This is a genomic window from Saccharothrix texasensis, from assembly GCF_003752005.1.
GTDB classification, from domain to species: Bacteria; Actinomycetota; Actinomycetes; order Mycobacteriales; family Pseudonocardiaceae; genus Actinosynnema; species Actinosynnema texasense.
The window spans coordinates 6,399,022-6,420,625 of the sequence record NZ_RJKM01000001.1 but is presented as its reverse complement, the minus strand read 5'-3'; the positions used below and the strand labels follow the sequence as shown (position 1 = coordinate 6,420,625).

The 21,604-nt window shown below is 71.7% G+C and carries 22 protein-coding genes; 13 read left to right on the top strand and 9 right to left on the bottom strand.

Annotated elements, in window-relative coordinates:
• Positions 1-31: 31 nt before the first annotated feature.
• On the top strand, positions 32-1,051 hold the full coding sequence (locus EDD40_RS28505) for a Gfo/Idh/MocA family protein (protein ID WP_123745655.1): 1,020 nt from the start codon (positions 32-34) through the stop codon (positions 1,049-1,051).
• On the top strand, positions 1,048-1,509 hold the full coding sequence (locus EDD40_RS28500) for a heme-degrading domain-containing protein (RefSeq protein WP_123745654.1): 462 nt from the start codon (positions 1,048-1,050) through the stop codon (positions 1,507-1,509). The genes EDD40_RS28505 and EDD40_RS28500 overlap by 4 nt, the downstream gene beginning before the upstream one ends.
• Before the next feature lie 85 nt (positions 1,510-1,594).
• On the opposite strand, the gene sigJ is transcribed toward EDD40_RS28500, so the two are convergent.
• The gene (gene sigJ / locus EDD40_RS28495; protein WP_123748344.1) at positions 1,595-2,500 is read right to left on the bottom strand and encodes an RNA polymerase sigma factor SigJ; all 906 of its coding nucleotides are present in this window, start codon (positions 2,498-2,500) and stop codon (positions 1,595-1,597) included.
• A 203-nt stretch (positions 2,501-2,703) separates the two neighbouring features.
• Here sigJ and EDD40_RS28490 point away from each other — a divergent pair, with 203 nt between their 5' ends.
• On the top strand, positions 2,704-3,198 hold the full coding sequence (locus EDD40_RS28490) for a carboxymuconolactone decarboxylase family protein (protein ID WP_123745653.1): 495 nt from the start codon (positions 2,704-2,706) through the stop codon (positions 3,196-3,198).
• Positions 3,199-3,259: 61 nt separating this feature from the next.
• Here EDD40_RS28490 and EDD40_RS28485 read toward each other — a convergent pair whose 3' ends face one another.
• Positions 3,260-4,366, bottom strand: coding sequence for a serine hydrolase domain-containing protein (locus EDD40_RS28485; protein WP_123745652.1), 1,107 nt, complete (start codon positions 4,364-4,366; stop codon positions 3,260-3,262).
• Positions 4,367-4,641: 275 nt separating this feature from the next.
• Between EDD40_RS28485 and EDD40_RS28480 the strand changes: the two genes are divergently transcribed.
• Positions 4,642-6,270: a glycosyl hydrolase family 18 protein gene (locus tag EDD40_RS28480; protein WP_123745651.1), complete on the top strand. Its 1,629-nt coding sequence runs from the start codon at positions 4,642-4,644 to the stop codon at positions 6,268-6,270.
• A 445-nt stretch (positions 6,271-6,715) separates the two neighbouring features.
• Here the strand turns inward: EDD40_RS28480 and EDD40_RS28475 are convergent, their stop codons facing one another.
• Complete coding sequence (locus EDD40_RS28475; RefSeq protein WP_246037858.1) at positions 6,716-8,485, bottom strand: M14 family zinc carboxypeptidase; 1,770 nt, start codon at positions 8,483-8,485, stop codon at positions 6,716-6,718.
• Between the two features lie 154 nt (positions 8,486-8,639).
• Here EDD40_RS28475 and EDD40_RS28470 point away from each other — a divergent pair, with 154 nt between their 5' ends.
• Both EDD40_RS28470 and EDD40_RS28465 read left to right on the top strand, forming a co-directional pair.
• Complete coding sequence (locus tag EDD40_RS28470; protein ID WP_123745650.1) at positions 8,640-8,882, top strand: DUF2630 family protein; 243 nt, start codon at positions 8,640-8,642, stop codon at positions 8,880-8,882.
• A 73-nt stretch (positions 8,883-8,955) separates the two neighbouring features.
• Complete coding sequence (locus EDD40_RS28465; protein WP_123745649.1) at positions 8,956-9,798, top strand: MerR family transcriptional regulator; 843 nt, start codon at positions 8,956-8,958, stop codon at positions 9,796-9,798.
• On the opposite strand, the gene EDD40_RS28460 is transcribed toward EDD40_RS28465, so the two are convergent.
• Together EDD40_RS28460 and EDD40_RS28455 are read right to left on the bottom strand one after the other, a co-directional pair.
• Positions 9,795-9,980 carry a DUF397 domain-containing protein gene (locus EDD40_RS28460; RefSeq protein WP_170185220.1) on the bottom strand — a complete coding sequence of 62 codons (186 nt, stop codon included), beginning with the start codon at positions 9,978-9,980 and terminating at the stop codon, positions 9,795-9,797. The two genes, EDD40_RS28465 and EDD40_RS28460, sit on opposite strands and share 4 nt — an antisense overlap.
• A 21-nt stretch (positions 9,981-10,001) precedes the next feature.
• Entirely contained in the window at positions 10,002-10,859 is an 858-nt protein-coding gene (locus tag EDD40_RS28455; protein ID WP_246037857.1) for a helix-turn-helix domain-containing protein, read from the bottom strand.
• A 124-nt stretch (positions 10,860-10,983) separates the two neighbouring features.
• Here EDD40_RS28455 and EDD40_RS28450 point away from each other — a divergent pair, with 124 nt between their 5' ends.
• Entirely contained in the window at positions 10,984-11,199 is a 216-nt protein-coding gene (locus EDD40_RS28450; RefSeq protein ID WP_123745646.1) for a hypothetical protein, read from the top strand.
• A 2-nt stretch (positions 11,200-11,201) separates the two neighbouring features.
• Here EDD40_RS28450 and recD2 read toward each other — a convergent pair whose 3' ends face one another.
• Positions 11,202-13,367: an SF1B family DNA helicase RecD2 gene (recD2, locus tag EDD40_RS28445; protein ID WP_123745645.1), complete on the bottom strand. Its 2,166-nt coding sequence runs from the start codon at positions 13,365-13,367 to the stop codon at positions 11,202-11,204.
• 36 nt (positions 13,368-13,403) lie between these two features.
• Positions 13,404-14,510, bottom strand: coding sequence for a hypothetical protein (locus tag EDD40_RS28440; protein WP_123745644.1), 1,107 nt, complete (start codon positions 14,508-14,510; stop codon positions 13,404-13,406).
• Positions 14,511-14,678: 168 nt separating this feature from the next.
• Between EDD40_RS28440 and EDD40_RS28435 the strand changes: the two genes are divergently transcribed.
• The 3 genes from EDD40_RS28435 (at position 14,679) to EDD40_RS28425 (ending at position 17,965) form a co-directional block, all read left to right on the top strand.
• Entirely contained in the window at positions 14,679-15,353 is a 675-nt protein-coding gene (locus tag EDD40_RS28435; RefSeq protein WP_123745643.1) for a response regulator transcription factor, read from the top strand.
• A gap of 26 nt (positions 15,354-15,379) precedes the next feature.
• Entirely contained in the window at positions 15,380-16,432 is a 1,053-nt protein-coding gene (locus EDD40_RS28430) for a HAMP domain-containing sensor histidine kinase (RefSeq protein ID WP_211348633.1), read from the top strand.
• A 201-nt stretch (positions 16,433-16,633) separates the two neighbouring features.
• Positions 16,634-17,965 (top strand): DUF4153 domain-containing protein, encoded by a 1,332-nt coding sequence (locus tag EDD40_RS28425; RefSeq protein WP_123745641.1) that lies wholly within the window; start codon positions 16,634-16,636, stop codon positions 17,963-17,965.
• Here the strand turns inward: EDD40_RS28425 and EDD40_RS28420 are convergent.
• On the bottom strand, positions 17,940-18,782 hold the full coding sequence (locus EDD40_RS28420) for an alpha/beta fold hydrolase (RefSeq protein ID WP_170185219.1): 843 nt from the start codon (positions 18,780-18,782) through the stop codon (positions 17,940-17,942). The genes EDD40_RS28425 and EDD40_RS28420 overlap by 26 nt on opposite strands.
• A 212-nt stretch (positions 18,783-18,994) precedes the next feature.
• On the opposite strand from EDD40_RS28420, the gene EDD40_RS28415 reads away from it, so the two are divergent.
• Positions 18,995-20,152, top strand: coding sequence for a mechanosensitive ion channel family protein (locus tag EDD40_RS28415; RefSeq protein WP_123745639.1), 1,158 nt, complete (start codon positions 18,995-18,997; stop codon positions 20,150-20,152).
• A 44-nt stretch (positions 20,153-20,196) separates the two neighbouring features.
• On the top strand, positions 20,197-20,613 hold the full coding sequence (locus EDD40_RS28410; RefSeq protein ID WP_123745638.1) for a hypothetical protein: 417 nt from the start codon (positions 20,197-20,199) through the stop codon (positions 20,611-20,613).
• Between the two features lie 11 nt (positions 20,614-20,624).
• Here the strand turns inward: EDD40_RS28410 and EDD40_RS28405 are convergent, their stop codons facing one another.
• Complete coding sequence (locus tag EDD40_RS28405; RefSeq protein ID WP_123745637.1) at positions 20,625-20,993, bottom strand: VOC family protein; 369 nt, start codon at positions 20,991-20,993, stop codon at positions 20,625-20,627.
• Positions 20,994-21,055: 62 nt separating this feature from the next.
• Here EDD40_RS28405 and EDD40_RS28400 point away from each other — a divergent pair, with 62 nt between their 5' ends.
• Entirely contained in the window at positions 21,056-21,511 is a 456-nt protein-coding gene (locus EDD40_RS28400; RefSeq protein WP_123745636.1) for a MarR family winged helix-turn-helix transcriptional regulator, read from the top strand.
• The last annotated feature ends 93 nt before the right edge of the window (positions 21,512-21,604 follow it).

Genomic DNA, 21,604 nt, shown 5'->3' with positions numbered 1-21,604 from the left:
TTTACTACACGCCGTTGCTTTAATCACTGCCATGTCTCTCCGCACCGGACTGCTCGGCTACGGCATCGCCGGCCGGGTGTTCCACGCGCCGCTGATCGCGGCGACACCAGGCCTCGAGCTGAGCGCCGTCGTCACCTCGGACGCCACCCGTCGGGCGCACGCCGAGGCCACCTACCCCGGCCTCGCCCTGCCGGCCACGGTCGAGGAACTGTTCGAGCTCGACCTGGACCTGATCGTGGTCGCCACCCCGAACCGCACGCACGTGCCGTTGGCGCTGGCCGCGATCGAGGCCGGCATCGCGGTCGTGGTCGACAAGCCGTTCGCGCCGACGTCGGCCGACGCGCGCCGCGTCCTCCAGGCGGCGAAGGACCGGAACGTGCCGGTGACGGTCTTCCAGAACCGGCGGTGGGACGGCGACTTCCGCACGGTCCGGTCGCTGCTGGCCGAGGGCGCGCTGGGCGCGGTGACCCGGTTCGAGTCGCGGTTCGAGCGGTGGACGCCGGAGGTCTGGGACAACTGGCGCGAGTTCGGTGCGCCCGACGAGGCGGGCGGCCTGCTGTACGACCTGGGCGCGCACCTGGTCGACCAGGCGTTGGAGCTGTTCGGCCCGGTGTCGACCGTGTACGCGGAACTGGACCTGCGGCGACCGGGCGTCGAGGTGGACGACGACGTGTTCGTGGCGTTGACGCACGTGAACGGCGTGCGTTCACACCTTTGGGCCAGTTCCGCCGCACCGGAGCACGGGCCGCGGTTCCGTGTGCTGGGCTCGACCGGCGCGTACGTCTCGCACGGCCTCGACCGCCAGGAGGACGCCTTGGCCGCGGGCAAGCCGTTTGAAGATTTGTCGACAAACGGCCGGTTGGGGTTGCTGGACGACGCGGAGGACGTCGTCGGCCTGCCCGGCGCCTACTCCGAGTTCTACCGGCTGCTGGTCGCCGCCCTGACCGACGGCGGCCCCCTGCCGGTCGAGCCGGAGTCCGCGGTGCGCGCGCTGGAAGTCATCGAGGCGGCGTTCGCCTCCGCCCGGACCGGACAGGTGATGTCGCTGTGAGCTTGCTGGAGACGTTGGTCGAGCAGGAGTCCCGACTGGTGTTCACGTCCTTCGACAACGAGGTGGCGCTGGCACTGGGCGCGTTCCTGCTGGACGCCGCCCGCGAACGGTCGCTGCCGGTCACGATCTCGGTGCGCCGGGGGCAGCAACGCCTGTTCCACGCGGCGCTGCCGGGCACCTCGGCGGACAACGACGAGTGGATCGACCGCAAGAGCCGCGTCGTGGACCGCTACGGCCAGAGCTCCTACCGGGTCGGCGAGAGCTTCCGGGTGAGCGGCAAGACGTTCGACGCGGACTCGCGCCTCGACCCCGACCGCTATGCCGCGCACGGCGGCGTGTTCCCGGTGAACGTGGCCGGCGTCGGCCTGGTCGGCACCGTCGGCGTCTCGGGCCTGCCCCAGGCCGAGGACCACGCGTTCGTCGTGGAGCAGGTGGAGAAGTTCCTCGCCACCACCTAGACCCAGGGCACGGGGGCTGCCGCCCGGCCGCCGCGCTCTTCCCCACCCGACGGCCCGTCCTGCCCCCGGACGGGCCGTCGGGCGTTCAGCGCCTCGCCCGCGCACTCTTCACCGCCAGGTCGACGTGGACACGGGACAACCGGTCGGGGTCGGACAGGATGTCGATCTCGACGATCCGCTCGTCCGCGACGGTGAAGCCGACGATCGAGAACAGTCGGCCCTCGACGGTGGTGACCAACCCCGCCGTGCCGTTGACCAGCGCGGGACGCGTGGTGGTGAGGGTCGCCATGCGGTGGAAGGTGTCGAGTTGCCCGGCCACGGCCGCGGCACCGTGCAGGACCTTCATGCCGCCGACGAGCGCCTTGCCGCCGTCGGCGCGCAGGGTGACCTCGGGGTCGAGGACGGCCAGCAGGGCGGTGAGGTCGCCGCCGCGCGCGGCGCTCAGGAACGCGTCGACGACCCGGCGATGCGCCGCCGGGTCGGGGTCCGGCGCGGGCGCCGCGCCCTGGACGCGTTGCCGGGCCCGGCTGGCCAGCTTCCTGGCCGCGACCGGCGTGCGGTCCAGGATCGGGGCGATCTCCTCGAACGGCAGGCCGAACAAGTCGTGCAGGACGAACGCCAGCCGTTCGGCGGGGTTGAGCGACTCCAGCACCACCAGCAGCGCCAGGCTCACCGAGTCCGCCAGCAGCACCCGGTGCTCCGGGTCGGCGACCTCCTCGGTGACGACCGGGTCGGGCAGGCGGTCGTCGAGCGGGTCTTCCCGGCGCTGCCGCCGTGAGCGCAGCAGGTCGAGGCAGACCCGGCCGACGACCGTGGTCAGCCAGCCGCCGAGGTTGTCGATGTCCCCGGTCTCGGCGCGGTCCAAGCGCAGCCAGGCTTCCTGGACGGCGTCGTCAGCCTCGGCCAGGGAGCCGAGCATCCGGTAGGCCACCGCCTTCAGGTGCGCGCGGTGCTCCTCGAAGCGCCGGGCCAGGAAGTCGCTGTCGTTCATGATCACCTCTCGTGTCGCGGACGAACCCATGACGAACGGGACGTCCGCGATGTGACCGCCGGCCCGGTCACCTTTCCTCGCCATCCGCTTCCGAGGTCGTGCGGGGAGAAGTCGCCGCCGCCGTCCACCGCGCGGTCACATCCTCGCTCCGAGGCGCGTCAACGCGGTGACAGCAACGAAATCCGGGAAGGACCCACCCCACCATGACCGCCACCCAGGACACCCGCCAGTCACGCCTGCCCGACCCCGCCGCGCTCGTCCCCGAGCTGGCGCAGATCGGCGGAGCGCTGTTCCAGGCCGTCGGCAACGGCTCCATCCCGCAGACCACCGTCGGCCTCGTGCAGCTGCGCGCCGGGCAGATCGTCGGCAGCACCTACCTGACCACGCTGCACACCGGCAACCTCCGCAGAGCCGGCGAGGCGGAGGAGCGCATCACGGCCGTCGCGTCGTGGCGGGACGCGCCCCACTTCACCGCCGCCGAACGGGCCGCGCTGGCGCTCGTGGAGGCCGTGCTCACCCCCAACCCGCTCGGCGAGCGCGTCACCGACGAGCTGTACGCCCTGGCGTCCGCGCACTACGACGACAAGGCGTTGGTCACCCTGACCCTGGCGATCGGCCAGGTCTGCTTCTTCATCCCGGTGGCCCTCGTCGGCCGGCCGCTGCCGGGCGTCGCGCCGGCGGAGCAGTGGCGGGACTGAGCGACGAGCGGTGAGGGCGTCCCCGGTCGGACGCCCTCACCGCGTCACCGCGTCCGGGAGATCAGCAGAACACCTCGTTCAGCAGCTCCTGGTAGCCCGCGAGCTCACCCGGGTCGGGCTCGGAGGTCGCGGACAGCGTCAGCCGGGTCTTCGTGTCCGCCGTGCCGATCACCAGGCTGTTGTAGCCGGGGATGCCGCCGCTGTGGCCCCAGACCGTGACGCCGCACGGCATCTGCTGTGCCTCGATGCCCAGGCCGTAGCCCTCGGTGATCGGCAACGTCGAGGTCAGCTCCCTCTGCTGTGCCGGGCGGAGCAGGCGACCGTCCAGCAGCGCGTCCGCGAACCGGTCGAGGTCGGCCGTCGTGGAGATCATCTCTCCCGCCGCGTAGGCGACCGAGGGGTTGATCTCCGTGATGTCCACGACCTGGCCGCCGGCCCTGAGGTAGCCGCGCGCGTGCGGACCGGGGATGTCGATCCGGGTGCCGGGCACGGACGTCGACCGCAGCCCCAGCGGGCGCAGCACGCGCTGCGCGACCGCCACCCCGTACGGCCGGCCGGTGAGCTTCTCCACCAGCATCCCGGCCACGACGTAGTTGGTGTTCGAGTACTGCCACGCGGTGCCCGGCTCGAAGTCGAGCGGTTTGGCCGTGGACAGGGCCACCAGCTCGGTGGGCGCCCACGTCTTGTACCGGGTGGCCACCACGCCGTCCGGGTCGAGCGGCAGGGCCTCGGTGTAGTTGTAGAGGCCGCTGGTGTGCTGCAGCAGGTTGCGCACGGTGATCCGGTCACCGTGCGGGAGCAGGCCGGGCAGGTACCGCTGCACCGGCGCGTCCAGGTCGACCTTCCCCTCGCCGACCAACTGGAGCACGACGGTCGACACGAACGTCTTGGTGATGCTGCCGACCCGGAACCGGCCGTCGGTCGGCACGGGGCGCGGTGAGTCGATCCGCGCCGTGCCGCTGCGGGCGGTGAACTCCTGCCGGCCGTCGACGACCCGGACCTGCACCCCCTGGACCGCCGTCCGCGCGATGTCGTCCAACGCCCGCTGCACGACCTGGCGGTCGACGCGCGCGGCCTGGTCGACCGACGGTTCGGCCACCGCCGTCCCGCCGATGCCCGCGACCGCCAACCCCACGGCGGTGGCTAAGGCGATTCCCCTCTTGACCATCAACGCTCCTCCCTGCGACTCCCTCTGCGAGGCCGAGGATCCCTCGACGGGTCCGATTCTGGCCGTCCGGCGACGTGCCGACGTCCGCCCCTGGTCTTGGCGGGAGCGCGACTTTAGGCTCATCAACCCCTAGTGGTCGTTCGGTCCCGGAACCGGTTCCGGGGCGTTTGGTGTTACTCCATTAGAGTGACGAGAATGGTCTAGACCTTGACCGTGAAGTGGTCTGAACCACATCGTGTGGTCAACCCTGCACTCCTTTCCTGACAAGGAGCACGATGTCCAAGATCCGATGGCATGTCACAGCGTTGTTCGTGGCGGTCGCCACGTTGGTGGTGGGGTTGGTCGTCGCACCCGCGGCCAGCGGTGCGGGCGGCGTCTCGGCCACCTTCAGCAAGGGCTCGGACTGGGGCACCGGCTACGAGGGCAAGTACACGATCCGCAACGGCGGCACGGCCGCCCTGTCGTCGTGGACGGTCGAGTTCGACCTGCCCTCCGGCCACAAGGTCAGCTCCCTGTGGGACGGCTCGTACACCACCAGCGGCCAGCACGTGACCGTGAAGAACACGTGGAACGGCAGCGTGGGCGTCGGCGGCACGGTGAGCTTCGGCTTCAACGTGACCTACTCCGGCGCGTTCAGCGGGCCGGCCAACTGCAAGCTGAACGGCGCGTCGTGTGACGCCGGCGGGACCAACCCGACGACGACCACGACCACCACCACGACGACTACGACCACGACGACGACCACCACCACGGGCACGACGACGACCACGTCGAACCCGCCGGTCGGCTCGCGGAAGAACCTCGGCTACTTCACCCAGTGGGGCGTCTACGGCCGCCAGTACTTCGTGAAGAACATCCACACCTCCGGCTCGGCCTCGAAGCTGACGCACATCAACTACGCGTTCGGCAACGTGCAGAACGGCCAGTGCACCATCGGTGACGCCTACGCCGACTACGACATGGCCTACACCGCGGCGAACTCCGTCGACGGCGTCGCCGACACGTGGGACACCGGCGCCCTGCGCGGCTCGTTCAACCAGCTGCGCAAGCTGAAGAAGATGTACCCGCACATCAAGGTGCTGTGGTCGTTCGGCGGTTGGACCTGGTCCGGCGGCTTCGGCCAGGCGGCGCAGAACCCGGCCGCGTTCGCCGACTCCTGCTACAAGCTGGTCGAGGACCCGCGCTGGGCGGACGTGTTCGACGGCATCGACATCGACTGGGAGTACCCGAACGCCTGCGGTCTGACCTGCGACACCTCCGGCTTCAGCTCGATGAAGACGGTCTCGCAGGCCCTGCGCACCCGCTTCGGCGCCAACTACCTCGTCACCGCCGCCATCACGGCGGACGGGTCGAACGGCGGCAAGATCGACGCGGCCGACTACGGCGGCGCGGCGCAGTACCTCGACTGGTACAACGTCATGACCTACGACTACTTCGGCGCGTTCAACGCCCAGGGCCCGACGGCGCCCCACTCGCCGCTGACGTCCTACACCGGCATCCCGCAGGCGGGCTTCAACTCCGACGCGGCGATCCAGAAGCTGAAGAGCAAGGGCGTGCCGGCGGCCAAGCTGCTGCTCGGCATCGGCTTCTACGGCCGCGGCTGGACGGGCGTGACCCAGGCCGCTCCGGGCGGCACGGCGACCGGCGCGGCGCCGGGCACCTACGAGGCGGGCATCGAGGACTACAAGGTCCTCAAGACCAAGTGCCCGGCCACCGGCACCATCGCGGGCACCGCGTACGCGTACTGCGGCAACCAGTGGTGGAGCTACGACACCCCGGCCACCATCGGCGGCAAGATGAGCTACACCAAGACCCAGGGCCTCGGCGGCGCGTTCTTCTGGTCGCTCGACGGTGACACCTCCAACGGCGAGCTCATCACCGCGATGGGCAACGGCCTCAAGTAACCGCTCTGCACGCGAAGGGCCCTGCGGGACTTCCCGCAGGGCCCTTCGCCTACCCGCGTGCCCTACCTCCCAACCACGTGAGTCCTACGTTCACGTCGCGTGTGTCCTACGCTCGGAACGCGCGTGTCCTACGTTCAGAACGCGCGTGTCCTACGTTCGCGACCCCTGAATTCAACGCTCAGCTCACTTGCCGACGCGGCGGCCGCACCTTCTCCGGGAACGGGTTCGACCCCCAGTTGTTCGCGCGGTTGCGCGATCCGGTCACGAGACCCGAGGTCATATCGCGCGCGCTACCGGCGAGTACGACGTCTGAGTGTTCAACTCGGGGTGCGCGAACGTAGGACACACGCGTTCTGAACGTAGGACACGCGCGGCGTGGAGGTTGGACTCTCGCGTGCCGAACGCAGGACTCTCGGGAGGCCTACGTTCGGCACGACGAGGAGGACTAGACGGTCAGGCTCCACGAGTTCAGGTAGCCCGTGTCGGCCGAGTACACGTCCTGCACGCGAAGCCGCCAAGCGCCGTTGCGCGCCTCGGACGACACGTTCGCCGTGTACGTGGTGTCGATGTTGTCGCCCGAGTCGTTGTTCGACGCCTTCAGGCGGTAGGCCGTGCCGTCCGGCGCGACCAGGTCGATCACCACGTCACCCCGGTAGGTGTGCACGACGTGCACCTCCACCTGCGACGACGCCGAAGCGTTGCCCTCGCAGCCGGCGATGGTGATCGTGCTGGTGACCGCGGCGCCGTTGTCGGGGATCGCCACGTCGGCGTCGTTGGTCTGCCGGGCGCACCCGACCGGCGGGTTGCCGCCGCCGCCGTAGGGGTTGGCCGCCTTCTTCGCCGCGTACATCAGCATCGGCTTCGTCTTCGGCCAGAACGTCGACGCCTGGCACGAGTAGGTCGGGAAGAACCCGGAGCACGAGCCCGAAGACGGGCCGATCTCCCACACGAACGACGCCACGCCCAGGTCGTCGTACACCCAGTCGTCCGTCGCGCCGGCCGCGTTGTAGAGCACTTCACCGGGCTGCCCGTACTGCCAGCCGCCGGCCATCGTCGCCATGTCCTTGGCCATGGCCCGCATCGGCGCGTCGTTGCCGGTCTTGTACTGCGTCGTCCAGCCCCACGGGAACAGCACCAGGTTCGAGTAGCTGTGCATGGAGATCACGACGCCGGTCGTGTCGGCGGGCGCGGCGTCGGTGACGCCGGTGCCGCGGCGGTCGCGGTACAGGTTGCGCCACAGCGCCTGCAACGCCTTCGTCTCCACCTCGGAGTTCGCCGACGGCCCCTTGTACGTCTGGTCGCACGGGTTGGACGACGTGCCCTCGCCGCCCCAGTGGGAGTCGGTGTTGCGGTTGAGGTCGATGCCGATCTGCGACGACGACGTGCCGGAGCAGTTCGACCCGTTCGTGGTGTTGGCGTTCTTGCGCTGGTAGCGGGGCGAGTTGCCGCCCTGCTGCACGATGTTCACGCCGTCCGGGTTGGCGATCGGCACGACCCACACCTCGGTGGTGTCGAGCAGCGCGGTGACCTCCGCGTCGACGCCGTACCCGGTGGTCAGGTGGTCGATCCACTTCCACGCCGTGTCACCGGTGGTGAGCTCGCGGGCGTGCAGCTGGCCCATCACGAAGAACCGCGGCTTCGGCGCGGACGTGTTCAGCGCGCAGTCGCCCGTGTTCTTCTTGGTGATGCAGATGGCGCGCAGGTCGTACCCGCCCGCGCCCTGGGTCTTCTTCCAGGAGTCGCCGTAGTCGACGAGCGTGGTCAGCGCGGGGTACTGCTGCCCGACGAGGTCCAGGTGCGACCAGTGGGCGTTGATCGTGCGGTAGCCGCCGTAGTAGGTCTCGTTGATGTCGGCCGCTTCGAACGTGGGCGACTGCGACTTCTTCGCGGGCGGCTGCCACTCGGGGGCGGGCAGCACCTCGTCGATGACGGCGGTGAACCCGGCTTGTTCGAGGCCCGCGCCGGTGGTCGCGTCGCCGAGCACGAACAGGGAGTCGCCGTCGCGGTCCTCCAGCACGTCGAAGCCGCGCCCGAGCAGGTTCTGGGCGGCGGCGCCGAGCGGCGCGTGGACCTTGTAGACGTAGGTCGGGCCGGCTTGGACGGCGGCGGTCTCGGGGGCGGGGCCGGCGGTTCCGGGGGTGCCCCCGGTGACCACCGCCGCCGCCGCGACACCGGCTATGGCCAGCGTCAGCAGTGAACGTCTGGTCGACTTCACGGTTGTTCCTCCTAGGCAGGGTTGAGCAGGAGGATGGGGGACGAACCGCCTGCTTGCACACCCGCCATCCGGCCATTCCTCACCGCGACGGCACGGGGGTTTTGACAGATGCCGGTGAGGTACCCCGGCGCTTGGTCCGGATGGAGGAGGAGTCGTGACGGACGAAGAACTGGTCGAGCGCATCACCCGCCTGGTGGAGGAAGAGCACCGGTTGGAGGGATCGCGCATCGGCGAGGGCCTGAGCGACGGCGACGTCCGACGGCTGCGCGACCTCGAAGTCGCCCTGGACCAGACCTGGGACCTCCTGCGCCAACGCCGTGCGCGCCGGGCCGCCGGCATGGACCCGGACGCCGCCGAGGCCCGCGACCCCCGCACCGTGGAGGGTTACCGCCAGTAGCCCGCCGTTGGTCCACGAGTGGTCGGACGGGGTGGTTGACTCGTCCCTTGGGGCAGCCCGCAAGGTCATCTCCATGGAGGATGTGGGGGTGGCGCGGCTACCGGGCACCCGGCTTCTGGGCATCGGGGAGTTCTCCCGCCGCTCGCGGCTGTCGGTGAAGGCGCTGCGGCTGTACGAACGCCAGGGCCTGCTGCGACCGGCCGAGGTCGACACGGGCAACGGCTACCGGCGCTACCGCGAGGACCAGTTGGCCGCCGCCCGGCTGGTGGCGCTGCTGCGCAGGCTGGACATGCCGCTCGCGGTCGTGGCGCGCATCGTCGCCGCGCCCGAGGACGTGCGGGCGGACCTGGTCGGCGGGTACTGGGCCGAGGTCGAGCACCGGATGGCCGTGCGGCGCGGCTTGGCCGCCCACCTCCGCGTCATGTTGTCCGGAGGGAAGGGATTGCTCGACATGTACGAGGTCAAGCAGCGAGAAGTACCCGATCAGGTGGTCTTGACGGAGCAGCGGCACCTGCTCCAGCCCGCGCTCGTCGACTGGATCGACAGCTCGACGGGCCGGCTGGTCAAGGCGGCGCAGGACCACGGCGGTGTGTCCGGCGCGGTGTTCGTCGTCTACCACGGCGAGGTGAACGAGGACAGCGACGGACCGGTCGAGGCGTGCGTGCCGATCGACGCGGCGGAGCCGCCGGACGGGGTGGCGGCCAGGCTGGAGGCGGCGCACCGGGAGGCGTACGTGCGGCTGACCAAGGCGCAGGTGGCGTTCCCGCAGATCCTGTCGGCCTACGACGCCGTCGCCACGTGGATCAAGGAGAACGGGCACGCGATCCACGACGCGCCGCGCGAGGTCTACTTCGCCGACTTCGACGCCGCCGGCCCGGACGACGAGGTCTGCGACGTCGCGTTCCCGATGCGCTAACCCGCCAGGGAGCGGAGGAACGCCTCGAAGGACCGCGCGGGAACGGCCACGTGCCCACCCTCGCGGTTCTTCGTGTCGCGCACCGCCGCGAAGCCCCCCGCGACGGCCACTTCCACGCAGGTCCCGTTGTCCTCGGTGTAGCTCGACGTCTTGAACCGGGCGTCCGAGAAGTCCGGCTTCATGGCGGGGACCACCTCTCACAATCAGGCGTAGCTCTGGGCGACGCCCAGCACGAACCTCCTCGATTCTTCCACCCCGAGCGCGTTCGCGGTGAGGTTGGCCCACAGGTTGGCGTAGTCGGCGACCTCCTTGTCGCCGTCGAGGTAGTCGGCGTCGTGCAGGTTCTCGACGTAGGCCATCTCCAGCGGTGGCGCGGAGGTGGGCGCGGGGATGCGCAGCATCGTGAAGCCGAACGTGCTCGCACCGCCCGGCGCGTCGAACGGCAGCACCTGGATCCGGATGTTGGGCCTCTGGGCCAGGTTCGCCAGGTGCAGCATCTGCTCGTGCATCACCGCGTTGCCGCCGAAGACCCGGCGCACGCAACTCTCGCTCAGCACGAACGCCGCGTCGGTCGGCTGGTCCCGGAACAGGATCTGCTGCCGCTCCAACCGCATGGTGATCACATCGTCGATCTTGTCCCGGTCGACCCGGTTGCGGGCGACCAGGAGGGCGCGCATGTAGGACATCGTCTGCAACACACCGGGCACCAACTCCGTGCCGTACAGGCGCAACCCGCTGGAGTCCAGCTCGAAGTCGTAGTACGGGCGCAGCTCCATCGGCACCGTGGCCCGGTGACCGGCCCACCGGCCGCGCTGGCTCCGGGTGCGGGCCAGCTCCACGATCTCGGCCTTCTCCGCTTCGGTGTGCACGCCGTAGTGGTCGAGGAGCATCTTGGCGTCACCGGGGGTCAGGCCCTCCCGGCCCTTCTCCATCTTGGTGACGCGCGTGGTGTCCCGGCCGAGGAGCTTCGCGACCTCTTTGGGCTCGACACCTGCGCGTTCACGGGCTTCGCGCATGTAGAGCGAGAGGAACTTGAGCCGGACCGTGGGTGTCAGCGGCATCGTCGTCATCCGATCGGGTCAATTGCTGACTAGCAGTTGCATAATCATCTGAGCTAGGACCAGGCTAGCAATCGGGCCGCCCAGTTCGGCCTCGCCAAGCCTTGAACCACTCGAAAGGGGACCCATGGAGACCAAGCGGGAGTGGCTGATCCGGTGCACGGACAACCAGAACCTGCCGTCCGTCTGCTCGATCGCGGTCAGCGACGGACTCGTGGAGGTGTGGGACACGAACGGCCACGTGGTCAAGCTCGGCGGCACGGAGATCGAGGACTTCCGCAGCGCCTTCGCCGAGGCGGCCGAGCGGGCGGCGCTGGACGACGGGTCGCTCCAGGCCGGCTGAGGTCACACCAGCCGCGCCAGCCGGTGGTCCAGCGCCGTGTGCCGACGTCCCGCGCCCACGGTGCGGACCGCCTGCCCGATCGCCTTGCGCGACCCGACCAGCACGACCAGCTTCTTCGCCCGCGTGACCGCCGTGTACAGCAGGTTGCGCTGCAACATCATCCACGCGCTGGTCGTGATTGGAATGACGACGCATGGGTATTCACTGCCCTGTGAGCGGTGAATCGTCATGGCGTAGGCGTGGGTCAGCTCGTCCAGCTCGCCGAACTCGTAGTCCACGTCCTCTTCCTCGTCGGTCCGAACGGTCAGCTTCTGCTCCACCGCGTCGATCGCCGTGACGATGCCGAGCGTGCCGTTGAAGACGTTCTTGTCGTAGTTGTTGCGCATCTGGGTGACCTTGTCGCCGACCCGGAACACCCGGCCGCCGAACCGGCGTTCCGGCAGGTCCGGTTTGGACGGTGTCAGGGCTTCCTGCAGCAACGCGTTCAGGCCGCCCGCGCCCGCCGGACCCCGGTGCATCGGCGCGAGCACCTGCACGTCCGTGCGCGGTTTGAGCCCGAACTTGCGCGGGATGCGGTTGGCGACGACGTCGACGACCAGCGCTGCCGCGTCCTCGGCCTCCTCGGCGGGGAAGAGGAAGAAGTCGGGCATCCCCTGCACGACGGGGTAGTCGCCGTGGTTGATGCGGTGGGCGTTGGTCACGACGCCGGACTGCTGCGCCTGCCGGAAGATGTGCGTGAGGCGGACGTTCGGCACGGGGCTGTCGGCGGACAGCACGTCGCGCAGCACCTCGCCCGCGCCGACGGACGGCAGCTGGTCGACGTCCCCGACCAGCAGCAGGTGCGCGCCCGGTGCGACGGCCTTGACCAGCTTGTTCGCCAGCAGCAGGTCCAGCATCGACGCCTCGTCCACGACGACGAGGTCCGCGTCGAGCGGCCGGTCGCGGTCGTAGGCGGCGTCACCGCCGGGCTTGAGCTCCAGCAGGCGGTGCACGGTGCGGGCCTCGTGGCCGGTCAGCTCGGTGAGCCGCTTCGCGGCGCGGCCGGTCGGCGCGGCCAGCACGACCTTCGCGCCCTTGGCCGCGGCCAGCTTCACGATCGACCGCACGGTGAAGCTCTTGCCGCACCCGGGGCCGCCGGTCAGCACGGCCACCTTGCGGCTCAACGCCAGCTTGACGGCGTCGCGCTGCTTGTCCTCCAGTGACGCGCCGAGCCACGCGAACGCCCGGTCCCAGTCGACCTGCTGGAACGCCGGCATCCGCTCCTCGTCGGTCCTGAGCAGCCGCAGCAGCTGGCTCGCCAGCGAGATCTCGGCCCGGTGGAAGGCGACCAGGTAGATGCCCGGCTCGCCGTCCGGCATGACCTCGCGGACCACGCCCTCCTCGGTCACCAGCTCGGCCAGGCACTCGATCACCAGGCCCGCGTCGACCTGGAGGATCTTGATCGCGTCGCCGATGAGCTCGTTCTCGGGCAGGTAGCAGTTGCCGTCGCCGGTCGCCTCGGACAGGGTGAACTGCAACCCGGCCTTCACCCGCTGCGGGCTGTCGTGCGGGATGCCGACGGCCTTCGCGATCACGTCGGCGGTGCGGAACCCGATGCCCCAGACGTCGTTGGCGAGCCGGTAGGGCTCCTCGCGGACGACCTCGATGGCCTTGTCGTCGTACTGCTTGTAGATGCGCACGGCCAGCGATGTCGACACGCCGACGCCTTGGAGGAAGACCATGACCTCCTTGATGGCCTTCTGCTCCTCCCACGCGTCGGCGATCAGCTTGGTGCGCTTCGGGCCGAGCTTGGGCACCTCGATCAGGCGCTGCGGCTCGTGCTCGATGACGTCGAGCGCGGCCACGCCGAAGTGGGTGACGATCCGGTCGGCCAGCACCGGCCCGATGCCCTTGATCAGGCCGGAGCCGAGGTAGCGGCGGATGCCCTGGATGGTGGCCGGCAGCACGGTCGTGTAGTCGTCGACGTGGAACTGCTTGCCGTACTGCGGGTGCGAGCCCCACCGGCCGCGCATCCGGATCGACTCGCCCGGCTGCGCGCCGAGGAGCGACCCGACCACGGTGACGAGGTCGCCGCCCCGGCCGGGGTCGACCCGGGCGACCGTGTAGCCGGTCTCCTCGTTGGCGAACGTGATCCGTTCCAGCACCGCTTCCAGGACCGCGTCAGCCACCGGGTCACCCTAGGACGTGCCTCCGACAGCCGGTGGTCAGGGCCACAGCAGCGGCCGGCCCCCGTACTCGCCCACGACCACGCCGGCGTCGTTGATGCCCTGGGCGGAGCCGTAGGTCCCGGGCGGCGCCGGCAGCAACGTCACCTCACCCGACGCCGACCAGCGGATGGGGCGGTCGTACCGGCTGATCGCCGTGCCGGCGGCCACGCCGCGGTCGTTGAGCTCCAGCACCTCCCCCGCCGCGTACCCGTCCGGCAACGCCATGATCGACACGGTGCCGTCCGCCGCCCACCTCGCCGGGCGGCTCGTGACCTGCCCGAACGCCGTGCCCTCCGCGTCGACGGCGTGCACGAGGCTGTGGTCGCCGGTCGGTGACGGCACCTCGCTGAGCGCCGTGCCGTCCCACCGCACGCCGAAGGCGGTCCGGTCGCCGCGCTGGACCCGGCCGACGACGTACCGCCCGTTCACGTCCGTCACGGCGGAGTACGTGGCGTCGGGCACCACGCCCAGGACGGTGAGGACCCCGTCGTCCCACCGCACGTGGTGGGCGAGGTCGTCCTCGGTGGTGGCGATGCCCGCGATGACGCCCGCCTCGTCGATCGCGCTCGCTTCGGCGGCGGTGGTGGCGGCCGGCCCGGGAGCCGGCAGCACGGTGGCGGCCCCGTCGCGACCCCAGCGGACGGCACGGCGGACGCCGGTCGCGTAGTCGCCGCTGTAGCCGACGACCGTGCCGCCGTCGTTCACCGCGAGGGCGAAGCTGTAGGTGTCGCCGGGCGGGACGTCGAGGACGGTCGTGGAGCCGTCCGGGTTCCACCGGGTGGCCTGCGAGTTGCGGCCGGGGGCGCTGGTGTTGCCGTACGCCGCGCCGTCCGCGTCGACCCCGAAGACCTTCCCGGGCGTGGCGCCGGGCGGCGGGGTCAGCTCGGTGATCCGGCCCTCGGCGTCCCAGCGCACCGGTTTGGCCTTGCCCGCCGCGTCGGTGCCGCGGCCGACGACCACGCCGGCGTCGTTGATGTCGACCGCCGACCCCTTGGTCCCGCCGGGCAGCAGGGCGAGTTCCACGTATCCCGGTCCGGCTGCCGCCGCCGGCGTCGCCGAGATCACCGATACGAGCGCCAACGCGGCGCTCAACGTCCGTCGCACGACCAGACCTCCTCGTCGAAGTCCCGCCCGTCCACCAGCTAAGCAGCTCCCGACTGGGAGCGCTCCCAGATTCGCTCGTTCGGCCCCGGGCCCCGAGGTGCGCGGTCTCCACAGGACGTTCACAAGTCACACCGCCCGCCTCCACGGCTCGGACATAGAGTCGGCCGCATGACACGCCGGGTTCTGGTGGTCGAGGACGACCTGACCATCGCCGAGTCCGTGGCCGCGAGGCTGCGGGCGGAGGGGTTCGAGGTCGAGCTGGCGCACGACGGCCCGTCGGCCGTCTCCCGTGCCCGTGACGTGCGGCCCGACCTGGTCGTGCTGGACGTCATGCTGCCCGGGTTCGACGGGCTGGAGGTGTGCCGGCGCATCCAGGCCGAGCGGCCCGTGCCGGTGCTGATGCTGACCGCCCGGGGCGACGAGACGGACCTGCTGGTCGGCCTCGCGGTCGGCGCGGACGACTACCTGACCAAGCCGTTCTCGATCCGCGAGCTGGCGGCGCGGGTGCACGCGCTGCTGCGGCGGGTGGAGCGGGCGGCGTCGGCGGCGGCGCACCGCATCACCGTGGCCGACCTGGAGATCGACCTGGCCGAGCGGCGGGTGGTGCGCGGCGGGGCGGAGGCGCACCTGACGCCGACCGAGTTCGAGCTGCTGGTGCACCTCGCCGAACGGCCGCGGGCCGTGCAGTCGCGCGAGCGGCTGCTGAGCGAGGTGTGGGGGTGGGCCGACGGCACGGGGACGCGGACCGTGGACAGCCACATCAAGGCGTTGCGCCGGAAGTTGGGCACGGACCTGATCCGGACCGTGCACGGGATCGGGTACGCGCTGGAGGTGCCGCGGTGAGCCTGCGGACGGCGATCGACACGGCGGTGGAGCTGCTGCCGCGTCCGCTGGACCCGGTGCGGTCGATCAAGCTGAAGCTCGGGATCCTGCTGGTGTCGGCGATGGCGGCGGGGTTCGCGTTCTTCCGGTGGCGCATCGGCTGGCTGGCGCCGGGCACGACGTTCGGCGCGGTGGCGATCGTGCTGGTGACGTCGCAGATCCTGGCCCACGGGATGACCAGGCCGTTGCGGGACATGACGGCGGCGGTGCGGGCGATGCGGGCCGGCGACTACAGCAGGCGGGTGCGCGCGACGGCGCGGGACGAGGTCGGCGAGCTGGCCGGTGCGTTCAACCAGATGGCGGCGGACCTCGGTGCGGCGGACCAGCAGCGGCGGGAGCTGATCGCGAACGTGTCGCACGAGCTGCGCACGCCGATCACGGCGTTGCAGAACGTGCTGGAGAACGTGGTCGACGGGGTGGCGCAGCCGGACGCGGCGACCATGCGGACGGCGTTGGCGCAGACCGAGCGGCTCGGCCGGCTGGTGGCGGAGCTGCTCGACCTGTCGCGGATCGACGCCGGGGCGCACCAGCTGGACCGGGCGGAGTTCGCGTTGGAGCCGTTGCTGGCGGACGTGGTGGCGGAGGCCTCGGTGGCCGCTCGAGGGGTGCGGTTCACCGTGGCCGTGTCACCGCCCGGGGCGACGGTGTGCGCGGACGAGGCGCGGCTGGCCCAGGTGGTCGCGAACCTGCTGGACAACGCGGCCCGGCACGGCCCGGCCGGCGGCGAGGTGCGGGTGTCGGCCGCGGTCGGCGCGGAGCTGGTGCTGGAGGTCGCCGACGACGGGCCGGGGATCGCGCCGCAGGACCGGGAACGGGTCTTCGAGCGCTTCACGCGCGGTGAGCGCGCCGGCGGCGGCGGGACGGGCCTGGGGCTCAACATCGCGCGCTGGGTCGTGGACCTGCACGGCGGCACCATCGCCGTGGTCGACGGACCGGGCTGCCGGATCCGGGCCACCCTCCCGGCCACCTGCCCCGCACCGACCCCGACCCCCGCCCCGGCCGGGTCCCGCACCCACGGCGGGCACCCCGAGAACGCCTGAGCGACCGGAAAGCGCTGCCCCGCAGAGGTCCCCGCCCAGGGGAACCCTGAATTCATTCAACCACGCACCACCGACGATTCCGGGCCCTGAGCCCTTCCCCCGTCGTGCCCGAGGGCCGGCGAACCCACCGATCCGCACCACCCGCCACGCCACCGCGCAGTGCCGCGGGGCGATGGCGCACGCCTTGGAGGCGACACCCACATGACACCCAACCGCGTACTGCTCACCGGCGCGGCGGCCGGGATCGGGGCGGCGGCCCTGCTGCCCCTCGACGAACCCGGCCTCGGTTGGTCCCTGACGGCGGTCGTCGTCTTCGCCCTGCTGCGCAAGGTCGAACTCGGCTGGGCGGTGCTCTCCGTCGCGCTGTTCGGCGTCGGCGCGTTCGTCTCCGCCGGCTGGCTGTTCGCGCTCTGCGCCGTCGCCGGCTGCGCCACCGGCTCGCTCGCGGTCGCCGGGGGGCGGACCGCGCGTGGCCTCCTCATCGGCGCGGGCGCGGTGCCGGTCGCCGCGGTCAGGGCCTTGCCCTGGGTCGCCCGAGGCGTCAAGGAGGGCGGCACGCCCCGCCTGGCCCGCCCGGTCCTGGTGACCGCCGCCCTCCTGCTGGTCTTCGTGCCGCTCCTCGCGGGGGCCGACGCCGCGTTCGCGGACCTCCTCGGCTCGATCACCCCCGACGAGTCCTCCGGGCAACCGGTCGTGCTGTTCCTGGCCGTCGGCCTCGGCACGGTCGGCGCGGCCTACCTGCTGGTCTCGCCGCGTCGACCCGACGAGACGAGCGACCTGCCCCGGACGGTCGCGCGGCGCGACTGGGTGCTGCCGGTCGGCGCGTTGGTGCTGCTCTTCGCCGCGTTCGTGGCCGTCCAGCTCAAGACCCTGTTCGCGGGCGACCAGCACGTCATGGTCACCCCCGACCTCACCTACGCCGACTACGCCCGCAGCGGCTTCTGGCAGCTGCTCGCCGTCACCGTGCTCACCCTCGGCGTGATCGCGGTCGTCGCGCGCCTCGCCCGGCTCGACTCACCGACCGACCGCCGCTGGCTGCGCGGCCTGCTCGGCGCGCTCAGCGTGCTCACCCTGGTGATCGTCGCCTCCGCGCTCGCCCGCATGTGGCTCTACCAGCAGGCGTACGGCTTCACCGTGCTGCGGGTCCTCGTCGCCGCCTGCGAGGTGTGGCTCGGCGTCGTCTACCTGCTGGTCCTGGCGGCGGGCGTGCGGCTGGACGGCCGGTGGCTGGCCCGCGCGGTCTTCGGCACCGGGTTCGTCGCGCTGGTCGGGCTCGCCGCGCTGAACCCGGAGCGGTTCATCGCCGAGCGCAACGTCGACCGCTACCACGCCACCGGGAAGATCGACGTCCGCTACCTCTCCCGGCTGTCCGACGACGCCGTGCCCGCCCTCGCCGCGCTGCCCGCGGACCTGGGCGCGTGCGCCTTGCGGTTCCGCCACGTCGAGCCGGACGACTGGCGCTCCTGGAACCTCGCCCGGCAGCGGGCCGGGGAGGCGCTCGCGCGGATCAGGACGACGGACTGTGCGCGGTGACGTGGTCGGTGACCAGGCGCGCCACCGCGTCGGCGTGCGTGATCGGCGCCCAGTGGCCGGCGTCGACCACCCGCCGCCGCACGTCCGACGCCCACCGCTCCACGTCCTCGGTCACCCCGGCGGTCACGTACCGGTCCCGCGACGGCTGCACCACCTGCACCGGCACGTCGGTCCGCCGCACGCGGGGCGACCGCAGCCGCGGGATGAAGTTGGCCCGGTACAGCGCGATGCCCTGCACGCCGTCGCGCACGATGGTCGGCGACACGTGCGGCGTGACGCCCTCCAGCCGGTGCGCGATCGCCTGCCAGCGCGGGCCGATCACGTGCCGCCACAGCAGGGGCGCCACGAACGGCAGGTGGAACATCCCGATGTACCACGAGTGCAGCAGCTGGTCGAGGTGCCGCCTGGTCGGCCGGCGGCGCATCCAGTGGCCGACGTGGTCCAGGCACGGGCCGGAGATCGACGTGTAGGAGGCGATCGGCGCGCCGGGCGTGGTCACCGCCTCCCACGCCTGGATCGACCCCCAGTCGTGCGCGACGACGTGCACCGGCGCGTCCGGGCTGACCGCCGCGACCACGGCGAACAGGTCCCGCGCCAGCACCGGCAGCCGGTAGGCGGCCAGCCCGCGCGGCGCGGACGACGCACCAGCGCCGCGCACGTCGTAGGTGACCACGTGGAACCGCTCGGCCAGCAGCGCCACGACGTCGTCCCACACGCGGTGCGTGTCGGGGTAGCCGTGCACCAGGACCACGGTCGGCGCGGACCGGTCGCCCTGTTCGAACACGGCGAGCCGCGCGCCCTCGGACTCCACGAACACCGTTGCCTCCGAGCGCTTCCTACGCCTGCGTAGCTTGGTGAGAGCCACGCCACCGTAGCCGACGGCGGTTTCGGCGCGCTGACCGCGGAGTCCGTGGCCGGTCGCTGTGGTGAACCTCCCAATCACGCCGAACGCGGTTGAAACACGGCTGAACTACTCCGTTCGTGGGTACGGCTCCGGGGACGTACCCACGCAGAGGAGGTGCCCGTCCCGTGCTCGCAGCCGTGGTCACGTTCGCCGGCTCGCTGCTCGTCGCGCTGCTCGCCGTCACCCTCGTCCACCGCGTCGTGCGCCGCATCGGCCGCCGGTCCGCCCTGTTCGCCGGGCTGGCGCGGCACGCCCACCGGCCCGCGCTGGCGGTCGCGGCGCTGGTGGCGGTGCAGCTCTCCCTCGGCGTCGCGGCGCACGGCGACTGGCGGCCGGTCGCCCTGCACGTCACCGGGATAGCGCTGATCCTCGCCGGGGCGTGGCTGCTCGCCGCCCTGCTCGTGGTGATCGAGGACGCGACGCTGGCCCGCATCCGGGTCGACGTGTCGGACAACCGGCACGCCCGCCGCGTGCACACGCAGATCACGCTGGTCCGGCGCGTCACCGTGGTCGTGGTGAGCGTGCTGGCGGCAGCGGCGGTGCTGATGACGTTCCCCGCCGCCCGCGCGGCCGGCACGAGCCTGCTGGCGTCCGCCGGTGTCATCGGCGCGATCGCCGCCCTGGCCGCGCAGTCGCTGCTGGGCAACGTGTTCGCGGGCGTGCAGATCGCGTTCAGCGACGCGTTGCGGCTGGACGACGTGGTGGTCGTGGAGGGCCAGTGGGGCCGCGTCGAGGACATCACCCTCACCTACGTGGTCGTGCACCTGTGGGACGACCGGCGCCTGATCCTGCCCACCGCCTACTTCCTCAAGACGCCGTTCGAGAACTGGACGCGGACCCAGTCGGCGCTGCTCGGCACGGTGGAGCTGGACCTGGACTGGACCGTGCCGGTGGAGGAGCTGCGGCAGGAGCTGCGGCACGCGCTGGAGACGAGCGACCTGTGGGACGGCCGGGTGTGCGTGCTCCAGGTGACCGACGCGGTCGGGTCGTTCGTGCGGGTCCGCGCGCTGGTGAGCGCGTCGGACGCCGGACGGCTGTGGGACCTGCGGTGCGTGGCGCGCGAGCACCTGGTCGCCTGGCTGCGGGCCCGGCACCCCGGCGCCCTGCCGCAGGTCCGGGTGCGCGAGCTGCCCCGCGCCGCCGCGACCGCGCCCGTGCCGGCGGCGAACGGCTCCTCGGACAACCGGGTGTTCGGCGAGAGCGCGGACGGCGAGGAGCGCGTGCAGGCGTTCAGCGGCCCCGAGCAGACCGCACCGTCCGCGCAGCCCGTGCAACCGCGTTGACCTCCCGTTCCGTCCTGGTGGCAGGATCCGCCGCAGGAGGACGCATGCGAAAGCTCGTGGTGACGACGGCGCTGGCCGGGCTCGTGCTGGCGGGCTGCGCGCAGCGGCCGGCGGAGACCGGTTCGCCCGGGACGCGACCCCCGGGCAGCGGGTCGGTCGGCGTGACGTCGTCGCCCGTGCCGCCCGCCCGGCTCAGCCCGCAGGGCGAGGACGCGCTGGAGCGGGCCAGGCGTGACGGCACGCGCAGCGTCGGGCTGACCGTCTCCACCGAGCCCGGCCGGGCCGACGAGGTGGCCGGCGCCGTCGACCGGCTCGGCGGGACCGTGGAGGCCACCGACGCGACCATCGGCTACGTGCGCGTCACCGTCCCGGTGGAGCTGGCCGAGCAGGTCGTGTCCGTCGACGGCGTCAGCCGGGTCGACGTGGACGAGCCGCTGTCCAACGGCGACCCCACCCCCTGACCCCTGCCCCGTCAGGCGCGGTCGTGGAGGGTGACGTGGTAGCCGTCGGGGTCGGCGAAGGTGAACGTCCGGCCGAAGGGGCCGTCGACCGGCGCGGAGACGATGGTGTGGCCGTCGGCGTCGAGAGCGTCGTGGATGGCCTGGACGTCGGTGGCGTGCAGCCAGATCGCGGCGCCGATGCCGGGCCGGTCGGCGGACGCGAGGTCGGTGCCGGGGACGACGTCGCGGAGCGCGAAGGCGATCGGCTCCGTCTCGAAGACGACCGCGTGCGGGGGTCCGGCCTGCGAGCGGACGAGGCCGAGGTACCGCTCGTAGAACGCCCGCGAAGCGTCGAGGTCGCGCGCCTGGAGCGAGATGAAGTCGGGGCCGGTGACGGGCATGGAGGCACTCCTCGTGTTGTGTCAGTATCCTGACACGAGGCAACCTATGTCAGAATGCTGACATGAGTCAAGACGGTGTCGGCGTCGACCTGGAGACGTCACTGGGCTACCTGCTCAAAGAGGCGTCGAGCGCCCTCCGCGCGGCCATGGAGGAGGTGCTCAGGCCGCTCGGGATGACCGTGACGCGCTACGCCTGCCTCGAACTGCTGGCCCAGCGACCGGGCTTGTCCAACTCCGAGCTCGCGCGGGGCGCGTTCGTGACGCGGCAGTCGATGAACGTGCTGCTCCAGACCCTGGAACGGGAGGGCTACGTGACCAGGCCCGCGGAGGCGCCCGTCGGGAAGGTCCTCCCCACGCGGCTCACGCCCCGCGGCCGGAGGAGCCTCGGGAAGGCGACCGCGGCGGTCCGGGCCGTCGAGGTCAGGATGCAGGCCGGGCTGACCGGGGCCGAGCGGGCGGACGCGTTCCGGATCCTGCAGAGCATGATCCACTCGCTGCGCGACGGCGACGGCTCGTAGCCCTCCCCTGTCGCGCCGAGCCCCCCACCAGCCAGGGGTATCACCGGGCAACCACCCGTGCGGCGCCTGAACGCCGTGGTGCCGAACCCCACC